The 14,643-nt window shown below is 45.4% G+C and carries 2 protein-coding genes; both read left to right on the top strand.

Annotation, left to right across the window (positions count from 1 at the left end):
• The first annotated feature begins 17 nt into the window (after positions 1–17).
• Complete coding sequence (locus NSQ17_RS02065; RefSeq protein WP_342467793.1) at positions 18–10,712, top strand: amino acid adenylation domain-containing protein; 10,695 nt, start codon at positions 18–20, stop codon at positions 10,710–10,712.
• A 44-nt stretch (positions 10,713–10,756) separates the two neighbouring features.
• Positions 10,757–14,590: an amino acid adenylation domain-containing protein gene (locus tag NSQ17_RS02070; RefSeq protein WP_342467794.1), complete on the top strand. Its 3,834-nt coding sequence runs from the start codon at positions 10,757–10,759 to the stop codon at positions 14,588–14,590.
• Positions 14,591–14,643 lie beyond the last annotated feature (53 nt).

The raw sequence follows: 14,643 nt of genomic DNA on the forward strand, positions 1-14,643 counted from the left end.
AAACGAAGAGGTGGACTATGAGCAAACAGAAGATTCAAAAGGTATATCCTTTAACACCAATGCAAGAAGGCATGTTATATCATGCCATGCTAGACCCTAATTCGTCCTCTTATTTCACACAGCTGGAGCTTGGAATAAGAGGGGAGTTTGATCTCGATCTTTTTGAAAAAAGTCTCAATGAGCTCATCGGCACATATGACATTCTCCGTACAGCCTTTGTCTATCAGCAATTACAGAAGCCGCGTCAGGTTGTACTGGCAGAGCGCAATCTAGATGTGTATAGAGAGAATCTATCTCACCTGAACCATCAGGAACAGCAAAAGGTACTAGATCAATATAAAAAGCAAGTGAGAAAGCAAGGCTTCCATTTAACGAATGATTTGTTATTGAAGGTCGCTGTTTTTCAACTGAATGAAACAAACTGGCATCTCATTTGGAGCAACCATCACATCATCATGGATGGTTGGTCCATGGGAGTTTTGATGAAAAAATTGTTTCATTACTACGAATCTTATCGGAACGGCAAAACGCCGGATCGCTCACAAGGAAAACCTTATGCAGATTATATTCAGTGGCTTGGCAAGCAAAATCAACAAGCAGCGGAAGGCTATTGGAAGGATCGCTTAGATGGTGCGATTCAGCATCAAGGGCTTTTGCAGCAAAAAGAAGCGAACGGACAATATGACCATCAGGAATGGACGTTCACATGGGATGCTGAAATGGTCAGCACCATTCAAGAGATCGCAAGGAATTGCCAAGTGACAGCACCAAATCTATTCCAGGCTGTTTGGTCGGTTCTTTTAGGCACTTACCATGCGGCACATGATGTCACTTTCGGAACAGTCGTATCTGGCAGGCCGCCAAGTGTGGCTGGTATAGAACAGATGGCAGGACTTTTTATCAATACAATACCGGTCAGGGTAGAAATGGATCAGGAAGACACCTTCAAACAGCTGTTTCAAAAAGTTCAGCAGCATGCGCTGGAAGCGGAAAACTATGATTTTATGCCGCTTTATGACATTCAGCAACAGACAGCTGCAGGAGGACAACTCTTCGATCACTTGGTCGGGTTTGAGAACTATCCTTTAGATCAAGAGCTATCTGGTGACACCATGTCGGAACGTCTAGGGTTTTCCATTGATGTAAAAGACGGATTTGAACAAACGAATTTCGATCTAAATGTCCTTGTATATCCAGGTGAAACATGGACATTGAAAATCAAATACAATGCGGTTGCTTTTGAAGAAGAGGTCATTGAAAAAATATCGAAACACCTGACCAACCTCATGAAGCAGATCATCGAGAATCCGGAAGTTCGCCTTCATGACGTGACGTGTATCACCGAAGAAGAAAAACAGCAGATTGAAGCATGGAACAAGACAGAACGAGATTATCCAAAGCATCTGTCTATTCCTGAGCTTCTTAAAGAACGCATTCAAACGCAGCCAGACCATCTGGCGTTAGTCGAAGGAGAGCGGGTATTCACCTATGAAGAACTCGGCCAAGAAATCCATCGTGTTGCGGGATATTTGATTGATAGCGGAGTGAAACAAGAAGATGCCGTCGCAGTGTATATGAATCGATCTGCTGAAGCAGTGATCGCCATTTTAGCGATTCTTCAAGCAGGGGCTGCTTATGTACCAATTGATCCAGCCCAGCCAGAGGAGAGAATCCGCTTTATGCTTGAAGACAGCGGCGCATCCGTTTTGCTCTATGCGGACAGCCAGCCGCCAGTTCATGAAAGTATCCAAGCCGTTCGTGTGTCGGACATATCGAATCAGTCAAACGGACCATTCGAAGTCGAGACCTCTCCTTCGCAATTGGCGTATATCATGTACACGTCGGGGTCAACCGGCCAGCCAAAAGGTGTTCAAATTGAGCATCAGCATATTGTCAGATTGGCATGTTCTCAGGAGGCACTGGGCTTGAACAAGTCGGATCGTATGGCACATACAGGAGCAGTCAGCTTTGATGCCATTACTTTTGAAATTTTCACCACACTGCTGAACGGTGCAACGCTTTATCCTGTTGACCGTGACACGTTATTGGACATCAACCGGTTTGAACGCTTTATCCAAACGAATCAAATCTCGGCGCTCTTTTTAACAACTGGTTTGTTTAATCAACTCGCTCAGCAGCGGCCGCATATATTTAAAGGACTGTCCAAATTGATCACAGGCGGTGATGTGATCAATGTGAAAAGTGCAGAGCTTGTGAAGAAAAATCATCCATCACTTGTTTTACTGAATGCGTACGGCCCAACAGAAAACACCACCATCTCGACCATTTATGAGGTGAGAGGGGATGAAACGGGCACGATTCCAATTGGTCAGCCGATCAATCATTCGTCCGCTTACATTTTAGATGACAATCAAAGACTTCAGCCAATTGGCGCGCCAGGAGAGCTGTATGTTGGCGGAGACGGTGTCTCAAGAGGATATCTCCATCGTCCAGAATTAACAAAGCAAGCATTTATCGCTGATCCTTTCAAGGCAGAAGGGCGTTTGTATCGAACAGGAGATTTGGCTAGGTACGGTTCAAATGGTCAAATCGAATTCCTCGGACGGACAGATGATCAAGTGAAAATCCGTGGTTTCCGTATTGAGCTCGGTGAAATTGAAACGATTCTTCAACAAGAGACGGGGATCGATGATGCGGTTGTGCTCATCCATGCGTCTCCTTCAGATGAAAAAGAAATGACTGCTTACTATATGGGAACGATCACGGAAGAAGAAGTGCGGGCTCTATTTAATCAAGCACTGCCAGCATATATGGTACCTCATCACGTCATGAAGCTAGATGCTTTTCCGCTTACCGCAAACGGAAAGGTCGATCGAAAAGCTTTACCAACGCCTGACGAAGCTGATCGTGAAGAAATCAGGATCATTCCACCTGAAACCGAGACGGAAAAGGCGCTTGCTCAAATTTGGGAGGAACTGCTTGGGAAAGCGGTGGGAATAGATGAGCATTTCTTCATGACTGGCGGACATTCACTCAAAGCAATGATGATGTCAGCCAAAATCCAAGAAGTGTTCCAAAAGGAAGTTCCGATTCAAGTGATATTCGAAAAGCCAACGGTTCGATCACTTGCGTCATACATTGACCAGGACGGTCAAGAAGAACAAGGACATCCGATCTTACCCGCAGTGAAGGCGGAAGACTACCCAGTGTCACCAGCTCAGCGGCGCTTATACATTTTACAAACACTTGAACCTAAGAGTACGAACTATCATATTCCGATCGTCTTAACGCTTGAAGGTACGCTCGATCATCAGAGGCTCACCTCAGCATTTGATGAATTGATTCAAACGCATGAAATCTTAAGAACGAGTTTTCATATGAAAGGCGAGAACATCGTCCAAAGGGTACATGAACGATCGGCATTTGACCTCCCCATCCATGATGTAAAGGAAGAAGAGGCCGAGGCATTTCTTGCTGAACGTCAGGCGCCGTTTGATTTGACAGCCGCTCCCCTCCTGCGGGCACAGCTGCTCAAAGTGAGTCATGATCGTCATCTATTAGTTCTGGAAGCACATCACCTGATTACAGATGGCAGCTCCATGAAGACGTTCATTCAGGATTTGGCGAAAGCCTATGATGGAGAGGCACTTGCAGAAAGAGCCATTCATTATAAAGATTACGCTGTCTGGCAGTTAAGTGAAGAAGAATCAGAGAAACAGCGTGTGCATGAAGCGTATTGGCTGAAGCAATTCGAAGGAGATGTACCGGTTTTAGATTTGCCGACAGACTACCCGCGTCCAGTGGAACGTGATTTTTCTGGAGAACGAGTGATGTTTGGCTGTGATCAAGCGACAACTCAGCGTATTCATGAGCTGCTCAAGAAAACAGATACGACGTTGTACATGTTCTTGTTATCTGCATTTCAAGTGCTGCTCGCATCCTACAGCGGACAGGAAGATATCATTGTCGGATCTCCTGTTGCGGGGCGAACACATCCAGATATTCAGGACATGCCAGGGATGTTCATCAATACCATTGCGATGCGCGGGAAACCGGAACAAACAAAGTCATTTTTACAGCTGCTTGAAGAAATAAAAGAAACGAGTGTAGATGCTTTTGCACATCAAAGCTATCCGCTCGAAGAGTTAATCGCGCGTCTACCGCTTGATCGTGATACAACCCGAAGCCCACTCTTTAGTGTTTCGTTTAATATGCAGAACATGGATGTTCCTGCACTAAAGCTCGGCGATCTGAACATTTCGCCTTATGCAATGCAGCACCGATCCGTCAAATTTGATCTGTCTCTAGAAGCATTTGAACGTGAGGGAGAAATAAAACTAAGCCTAGACTATGCAACGGCATTATTTAAAGAGGAAACCATCCGCCGGTTCGGAACACATCTTCTTGCGATTATTCGTGAGGCGGTCCAGCATCCGAATGAACAAATTGGCTTGTTCAACCTCTTGGATCAGCATGAGCAAATGGAGCGGCTGGAGAAAAGGGATGGAGAACAAACAGGTCAACATGAGCCGTACCATGTGCAATTTTCACGTCAAGCCATGGAAACGCCTGATGCCATTGCGGTGATGGATGGTGAAAGGAAGCTGACCTACCGTGAACTAGATCACATGTCCAATGCTCTTTGCAGTGAGCTGAAGATGCAAGGCGTAGAGAAAGAAAGCACAGTCGCACTTATTCTTGATCGCTCTGTCTATGTCATTGTCTCCATGCTAGGTGTAATGAAAGCAGGCGGTGCATTTGTACCAATTGATCCAACTTTTCCTGCGGAACGTATTCGTTACACATTAAAAGATTCAGGGGCAAAAGTCATCGTGGCAAATGAGTCTCTTGGCGATTCGTATCAGCATCTCAAGTCGATTCAGGTCGTACATGTGGAGAAAGCCGTCCAACGAAACGATTCTCTAGACCTGCCGGACGTATCGGTTGATCAACTGGCTTATGTGATTTACACATCTGGAACAACAGGGAAGCCAAAGGGTGTACAGCTCACGCATCGTAATCTATCACACTACGTCAATTGGTTGACACATGAAGTGACTTTACAAGAATGCGATCGAACGGCACTCCTGTCTTCTTATGCATACGATCTTGGTTACACAAGCATTTTCCCGGTTCTAAAAGCAGGCGGGACACTCTATATTCCTCGTGAAGACGTGTATACAGACCCTGTACGTCTCATGCGTTTTATTGATGAACAAGAGCTGACTTATATCAAAATGACACCATCCTTATTTCATATGATGGCAGATTCGAAGGGTCATACATTTGACGCTTTACGGCTTGTGGTATTAGGAGGAGAACCGATTGTCTCTGAAGATGTTGAGACATTTATGAAGCAGCATCCATGCGTGGCAGTGATGAACCATTACGGTCCGACAGAAACAACGATTGGTACAGTGAGCAAGCTAATGACACCGCATGAGCTGGACGCTTTAAAGGAGCGTTCTATCATCGGAAAGCCTATTGCTCATACAAGAGCGCTCGTATGCAATCGCGAGCAGCGCCTTGTTCCTTATGGCGCACCGGGGGAGCTTTATATTTCAGGTGATGGTGTTTCAAGAGGTTATTTGAATCAGCCTGAATTAACAGCGGAGCGTTTTCTTGAAAATCCTTATTTCCCTCAAGAACGGATGTATCGAACGGGAGATTTGGTTAGACAGCATGCTAATGGGGAGATTGAATTCCTTGGAAGAGTAGACGATCAAGTGAAAATTCGCGGTTATCGAATTGAGAAACAAGAAATTGAGCATGCCGCACGTGCCCTTCCAACCATTCAAAAAGTGTATGTCAAGGTGATCAACACGTCTCGTTTACCGGAGCTGGTGTTATATTATACAGCACCTGATCACATTGGAACGCTGACATTTAGAGAAAAGCTTTCAGAGACACTACCGGATTACATGATTCCTACTTATTTTGTCAAAGTGGATCATATGCCGCTGACACAAAACGGAAAAGTAGATGCAAAATCTCTGCCGCTTCCTCATGAGGCACATATGAACCGCACAGCACATGCAGCACCAGAAACGGAGCTTGAGCAGACGCTTTGTGATATTTGGTCAGATGTTCTTGAGATTGAAAAAGTCGGCATTGATGACCATTTCTTTGAATTAGGCGGGCATTCTTTGAAAGGCATGGTGCTCATTTCGAAAATGCAAGCCAAACTGAATCAGCATGTTCCACTCAAGGTTCTTTTTGAAAAGCCAACGATACGGGCGATAGCTGCCTATTTGGAAGAAGCTGATGCTTCGCTCGTCACATCCATTCAGCCAGCGGAAAAGCAAGATTTCTATCCAGTCTCTTCCGCACAAAAGCGAATGTACGTATTACAGCAGCTGCATCCAGAATCCGTCACCTACCATATGCCAGCCGTTTTCATGATGGAAGGAAACCTTGATCTGAAGCAGCTAGAAGGAGCGATTCAAGCTTTAATTGATAGACATGAGTCATTGCGGACAGCCTTTGTTGAAATTGATGGCAGTCCCGTCCAAAAAATCTATCGCCGTGTGCCGTTTACGTTACAGATGGTTGAAGTAGAAAGCGATCAGGTACAATCCGTCGTAGACAACTTCATGACACCATTCTCATTACATCAAGCACCTCTAATGAGAGCTAAAGTGGCAAAGCTGTCTGATGACAAATATGTGTTCATGATGGATATGCACCATATCATCGCAGACGGAGTGACACGCAGTCTGCTTATTCAAGAATTAGCGGAGTTGTATGAGCATAAGACGTTACCGCCAGTTCAGTTGCACTACAAGGATTATGCGGTATGGCAGCAAGAGGAAGAGCAGCAAGCAGCACTTGAAAAACAGCGGCAGTATTGGCTGGAGCAATATGCACAGCCGCCAGAAGACTTAGCACTTCCGCTTGATTTCCCGCGGCCTAGCGTGCAGTCATTTGCAGGAGACCGGGTTGATAGATGGCTGTCTGCTGAAAAGGCGCAGCATATCAAAGCGCTCATGGCTGAAAAAAATGTGAGTTTGAACATGGTGATGCAAACGGCCTTTGCCATTCTCCTTCATAAATTGACTGGACAGCATGACATCGTCATAGGGGCTGTAACGGCTGGACGTACACATGCGTCAATCGAACGGATTCCGGGCATGTTTGTGAATACACTGGCCCTTCGACATGACGTTCAGTTAGAAGAAACTGCAGAGCATCTGCTAGAAAAAATAAGAGATCACAATCTATCAGCTTATGAACATCAAGGATTCCCATTTGAGGATTTGGTCGCGCAGTTAGACCTTCCGAAAGACACGAGCCGCAACCCGTTGTTTAGTGTCATGATGACAACGGATGAGCGTGATCTGACGTTACCGGAATTGAATGGACTTACGCTTTCGCACAAACAGCAAGAAGCCGTTCAGGCAAAATTTGATTTAACGCTCGGTGTCTTTGAGGAACAAGATCAAGTGGGCTTGCGCTTTGAATATGCAACGGCATTATTTAAAAAGAGTACCATTCAGCGATGGAGTCAATATTTTGAGCGAATCATAGACGAAATGCTTGCGAAATTGAATCAGTCGATCTCGACCATCTCCATCTTAACAAAAGAAGAAGAGCGACATCTGCTTGATGATTGGTCAGGACCTGTCCTAAATGTCCCGACAGATCAAACGGTTCATGCATTGATTGAGGCGAAGTCACAGGAAGTACCTGATCATAAAGCCGCATCCTTCTGCGGCACAAGCTGGACGTATGAAGAACTGAACAACCGGGCGAATACAGTCGCCGCAAGACTCATTTCCAGCGGCACAAAACTGGGAGACCGCATTGGCATTCTCACACGTCCATCGCTTGAGATGACAGCCGCTGTTCTCGGAGTTCTCAAGGCAGGTGCGGCATTTGTGCCGATTGATGCCGATTATCCAGCGCAGCGCATTGCCTACATGCTGGAAGATGGCGGGGCAGAGGTCCTTCTGATTCAGAAAGGGCTCACTGCACCACCTTCTTTCACAGGTCATACCCTCTTCATAGAAGAGGCAGTAGAAGGAGAAGCACACGAGATTCAGGTTCCTATCAAACCAACGGATCTCGCCTATATGATTTACACATCTGGAACGACTGGACAGCCGAAGGGTGTCATGGTCGAGCATCAGTCTCTTGTCAATCTTGCTTTTTGGCACAATGATGCTTTTCAGGTGACGAAACAAGACCGAACCGCCAAATATGCCGGCTTTGGCTTTGATGCCTCCATTTGGGAGATGTTCCCGACGTGGATGGCCGGCGCAGAGCTCCATATCATCGACGAAGCGATTCGCCTCGATATGATCAAGCTCAATACGTATTTCAATGACGAAGGCATTACCATTGCGTTCCTGCCAACACAGCTATGTGAGCAGTTTATGTCGATGGACAATCATTCTCTCCGTTACTTACTGACAGGCGGGGACAAGCTAAAACAGGTGAAGCCCGTTCCATATACACTCGTCAATAACTACGGCCCAACAGAAAATACGGTCGTGGCGACAAGCGGGATCATTGATCCAGATCAAGGCACGCTTCCTATCGGAACAGCGATTGCCAATACTCGTTTTTACATTATGGGTTCGTTATATGACCTCTCGCCGCAAGGCGTACCGGGTGAGCTCGTGATTGCGGGGAAAGGACTGGCAAGAGGCTACTGGAATCTCCCAGAGGAAACGGACAAACGATTTGTCCCAGATCCGTTTTATCCTGGAGAGCGCATGTACCGTACAGGCGACTTGGTGAAATGGACAGAGGATGACGAGCTGATCTACCTCGGTAGAAAAGACCATCAAGTGAACATCCGCGGATTCCGGATTGAGCTATCAGAAATTGAAGCGCAGCTCCTTGCGCTAAATGAAGTGAAAGAAGCCGTCGTGACAACGGTCAAAGACGCAAGTGATCAAGACGTTCTTGTCGCTTACGCCATCACAGATAAAGAAACGGATACGCTGAAAGATAGCTTAAAGCGCACCTTGCCTGAATATATGGTGCCATCATGGATCATCAAGCTAGACCAACTGCCGATGACGGCAAATGGCAAAGTGGATCTCAAAGCACTGCCAGCACCTGATGTGGAAGCGAATCAAATAGCATACGAAGCGCCAAGAGATGAAGTGGAAGCACTGCTTTGCGGCATTTGGGAAGATGTGCTTGGCGTCAGCCAAGTTGGTATTCACGACCATTTCTTCTTCCTTGGCGGAGATTCGATTAAAGGCATCCAAATGGCAAGCAGACTCACGCAAGAAGGCTGGAAGCTCGATATGAAACTGCTTTTCCAATATCCAACGATTGCGGAGCTTCGCCCATATATCGAAGAAGCGGACCTTCTCACAGCTGATCAATCACCTGTGGAAGGGGAAGTCATTTTAACACCAATTCAGCGCTGGTTCTTTGAACGGAACTTTGATCACCAGCACCACTGGAATCTCTCAATGATGCTTCATGCACCAAAAGGGTTTGACTTGGCTGTCACAGAACAAGTTCTGCAAAGACTGCTCTCACATCATGATGCACTGCGCATGGTGTTCAGACAGGAGCATGATGACATTCTGCAATACAACCAGCGGGAGCTGACAGAACCATTTTCAATTATTTCTTGTGATGTTTCAAAAGCGCAAGATGTGAAACAGGCGATTTCCACATACGCCAATGAGTATCAGCGTCAACTGAATCTTGAAAAAGGTCCATTGATGAAAGTGATTTGTTTCCATACAGAAAACGGTGATCACTTACTCATCATCACCCATCATCTTGTGATTGACGGCGTTTCTTGCCGGATTTTACTAGAAGACTTTATGTCTCTTTATCATCAGGCAGAAAAAGGAGAAACGATGGTTCTGCCGCCAAAAACGCACTCTTTCAAAGAATGGGCAGAAGCGGTTGAACGATACGCGCAGTCACAGCTGCTAAAAAACCAGAAGGAGTATTGGGCAGCGATTGAAAATAGACCGTTTACGACTTTACCTGTTGACCATGAAGTAAAAGAAAGAAAAGTCGCGGATACGAAAGCGGTCAAAATGCAGCTGACAGAAGCAGAAACCGAGCATCTGTTAACGAATATCCATCTTCCATACACAACAGAAATGAATGATATTCTTCTATGTGCGCTCGGGCTGGCCGTTCAGGAATGGACAGGACAATCTCATGTACATGTACAGCTTGAAGGTCATGGAAGAGAGGACATTTTATCAGGATTAGATATATCCCGCACAGTTGGCTGGTTTACGAGCATGTATCCAGTCGTTCTTGAAGCGAAGCCGAATCAGACCATTGCAGATGCTATCAAAGGAACGAAAGAGATGCTGCGGCGTGTACCGAATAAAGGGATTGGTTACGGTATTTTAAGATACATGACACCAACCGAACCGTCAGTCAAACACGTGCAGCCTGAAATCAGCTTGAACTATCTCGGGCAGATTGATCAGGAAGTGACGACAGAACTCTTTGGGCCCTCCACCTATGATATGGGTCGTCAAGCAAGCTCTGAATCAGAAGCTGTTTATAAGCTGAACCTCAGCGGTCTTGTTCAGCACAATCAATTCATTCTGTCGTGCTCATATTGTGCAAGTGAATATGAAGAACAAACGATACAGCAGTTCATCGCATTGTTGAAGGAGAAAATCAGATCCATCATCACTCATTGCTTAGCGCATCAAGAGCGAGAATTTACGCCAAGTGACTTCTCGGCTGCAGACCTTGAAATGGATGAAATGGACGATATCTTTGACATGCTCGAGGAGAAATTGACGTAACACCACTAGATCAGTCATGAAAAAGGAAAGGAGGAATGAAATAGATGAGTCAATTTAAAAGGGATCAAGTTCAAGATATGTACTATCTGTCACCGATGCAAGAAGGAATGCTGTTTCATACCCTCCATCATCAAGAAAAAGGCTTTTATGTAGAACAAATGGATATGAACGTGAAGGGGACACTTCGGTCTGATCTGCTTGAGAAAAGCATGAATATCATCGTGGAACGGTACGATATTTTTCGTACCGTGTTCCTCCACGAAAAAGTGAAGCGTCCTGTCCAAGTTGTATTAAAGAATCGACCTTTCCAGCTTGATATTGTGGACATACAGGATCTTTCTGAAAGTGAACAGCTTGAACGTATCGATCGTTTTAAACAAAAGGATCAGCTGAGAGGATTTGATCTCTCGAAGGATCTGCTCATGCGGGCCTCTGTTTTTCAAACGGGTCCTTCAAGCTATCGCTGGATATGGAGCTATCACCATATCCTTCTAGATGGCTGGTGTTTTGGCCTAGTTGTGCAGGAATTGTTTGCGATTTATCATGCACTTTTGCATGACGTCCCTTACAGGCTGGAGCCAGTCAAGCCATATAAAGAATATATTCAATGGCTGGAAAAACAAGATAAACAAGCCTCACTTGAATATTGGACGCAATCTTTGGCGGGTTTTGAGGGGCAATCGACTTTTAAAGAACAGCGAAAGCAAACAAATGAGCATGAATTAGGCGAAATTGAATGGGCCATGAGTAAAGAAGAAACAGCTGCTTTATCAGAGTTAGCCTTGCAGCAGAATGCCACGTTAAGTAGTGCGCTTCAATCGATTTGGTCTATCTTACTCAGCAGGTATCAGCGCTCAAACGATGTGTTGTTTGGAACGGTTGTGTCAGGACGTCCGGCAGATTTGGCTGGTGTGGACAGGATGGTGGGATTGTTCATCAATGTCATTCCAAGACGAATTCAGCTGACAGACCAAATGACGTTCCGTTCTCTATTATCAGAGACGCAGCAGCAGTCTTTAGCGGCTGAACCGCACCAATATATCCCGATTTATGATATTCAGGCTAAAGCAGGTCAGCAGCAGCTCATTGATCATATTGTGGTGTTTGAGAATGTCCCTGCTGCAAAGAAAGACGAGCAGGAGTCACTGCTTGGCTTTACAGTAGAAGACATGAATGTCTATGAAAAATCGAACTATGATCTCAATTTACTTGCATCACCTGGGGAACAATTGCAGCTGAAGCTGGCCTTTAATCAGCGTGCATTTGATCCTGCATTTGTCCATAAATTAAAGGATCAGCTGACCCTTTTGATCAAAGGGACCATCAAACATCCAGATCAGTCAGTTCATACACTGACACTTGTGACAAAGCAGGAAAAGCAGCGAATGTTAGAGGAATGGAATGCACCTGAGCTGGAGCATGATCAGCTTTATTTGACAAAGTGGTTTGAACATAATGTCCGAAAACAGCCGAATGCAGTGGCATTATCGACAGGTGATCACACGATGACATATGCGGAGCTGAACGAACAAGCCAATCGACTGGCAAGGCATTTGCAAAAAAATGGGGTCAATCATCAAACGGTGACCGCCATTTTAGCAGAGCGGACACCTGAACTCATTGTCAGCTTACTCGCTGTCTTAAAAGCAGGTGCCACCTATGTGCCGATTGATCCAGATTATCCAGAAAGCCGTATCCAATATATGCTGAAAGACAGTGGAGCGACGCATCTTCTGACTCATTCATCCTTTATCAGTCAGACGAGGTCACTCGCATTTGATGGCACGTATCTTTTTGCAGATGATCAAGAAATTTTACTGATGAGCTCAGAGAATCTGCCACTTGAAGCAGGTTTAGATGATACGGCATACATCATGTATACATCAGGAACAACCGGACAGCCAAAAGGCATCATGACGACCCATTCCAATATTGCCCGGGTGGTCAAAAATACGAATTATTTAACCATTTTAGAAACAGATACATTGCTGTCGTTATCAAATAGCGTATTTGATGGCTTTACATTTGATGTATATGGTGCGCTTTTAAACGGAGCAAAGCTTGTCCTGCCGCAAAAAGAAACCATTTTAGATATGGGGAAGCTCACTGAGCTGATAAAAGGAGAGCATATTTCTGTCATGTTTGTTCCAACCGCTTTATTCCATCTTCTCGTTGATGAAGGAACAGACTGGATGCGCGGTGTGCGTAAGGTGCTGTTTGGGGGAGAGAGGGCATCGGTTCAGCATGTGAGAAAAGCCTTTGATGTGATGGGAAAAGGCAGATTGTTGAATGTATACGGACCAACCGAATCAACGGTTTTTGCCACGTATTATCCGATAGATGAAGCGATCCCTTTAGAGGCACATTCTATTCCAATTGGGAAGCCGCTCAACCAGACGGGCGCTTATATATTAAGTGAGCACAGGCAACTTCAGCCGATTGGAATGGTTGGAGAGCTTTGTCTGAGCGGCAAAGGACTGGCAAAAGGATATTTGAATCGTCCTGATCTGACAAAACAAGTGTTTATTCCTCATCCTTTCGCTTCGGGTGAGCGCCTGTATCGCACAGGGGATTTAGCTTACTTTCGAGAAGACGGTCTGATTGAGTATGCAGGCAGAGTTGATGATCAGGTGAAAATTCGAGGACACCGTATTGAACTGACAGAAATTGAAGCCAACCTTCTCATGCACCCAGGTGTAAAACAAGCTGTAATCCTAGCGGATCATGATGAAACCAATCATACAAGGCTGCTTGCCTATATCACGTGTGATGATGCATGGAAAGGCAAACTCGATGACATCAAATCAAGGCTGAAAGAGCGTCTTCCAGCTTATATGTTGCCTCATGAGCTGATTGAACTGGAGAACCTTCCACTTACGCCAAACGGGAAGGTTGATAAACGCCAGCTACCAAAACCAGAGGCACCGCAAGGAAACCGCCGTGTGAAACTGCCCGCAAATGAAGTGGAACAAAAGCTGTTGGTGATGTGGCAGGAAGTACTTGAACGAGAGGATATTAGCACAGATGACCATTTCTTTGAGCTTGGCGGACATTCTTTAAAAGCGATGTCTCTTTTGTCCAAAGTATCAAAAGAGTTTGAGGTTCAGGTGCCGATCCATTTGTTGTTTGAGACCCCGACGATTGAAGCGCTTAGTCATTATATTCAGCATCAGGATGGGGAAACCGCTGGCTATCTTGTATTCAATGAATCTCAAACATCAACAGTCTTTGCTCTTCCGCCATTACCAGGCTACGGCTTTATCTATCAGGAAGCAGCAAAAACGCTTGATGATGTCCGGTTGATCGCCTTTGATTTTATTGAAACGAATAACCGAATGGCGCAGTACGTTCAGCATATTCAGCACCTTCAGCCAAAGGGGCCGCTGACGTTGATGGGGTACTCAGGCGGATGTTACCTCGCCTTTGAGCTTGTTCAAGCGCTTGAACAAGGAGGACGGACAGTCGAGAAGGTCATCATGATCGATTCCTATAAGAAAATTGGAGAAAGTGATTTAGAAGGGCGATCCATTGATGATGATATTGAAGCGATTGTTCATCAAACGAAACAAAGCGAACTTGCTCAAGGAGAGATCGTTCAAGAAGCGCTTGCGCAAAAGACGCGCGCCTACTATGAAACGTTTGTTAAGGGGGTGAATCAAGGCAAAATACAGGCAGATATTACGTTCATCCAATCTGAAGAACAAATAGCGATCCCGGACTGGATGGAAGAGTGGACACAGGCAACGGCCGGATCTTTTACCCAATACCAAGGCTATGGCCGGCATGCTGATATGTTCAAACATAAAGAATGTGCAGCTCAAAATGCAAAGCTGATCAAGCATATTGTCAATCAAACAAATAGAGAACGAGTCTTGTAAACTTTAGATTAGGCAGGATGCAGCCTTTGCAGTCCTGCCTAACAAAAAAGGAA

Source organism: Bacillus sp. FSL W8-0629, from assembly GCF_038593225.1.
Lineage (GTDB): Bacteria > Bacillota > Bacilli > Bacillales > Bacillaceae > Bacillus > Bacillus altitudinis.

Bases quoted from the DNA above. Each gene is read 5' to 3' on its own strand.
- NSQ17_RS02070 (WP_342467794.1), top strand. From the start codon at position 10,757: ATGAGTCAATTTAAAAGGGATCAAGTTCAAGATATGTACTATCTGTCA.
- NSQ17_RS02065 (WP_342467793.1), top strand. From the start codon at position 18: ATGAGCAAACAGAAGATTCAAAAGGTATATCCTTTAACACCAATGCAA.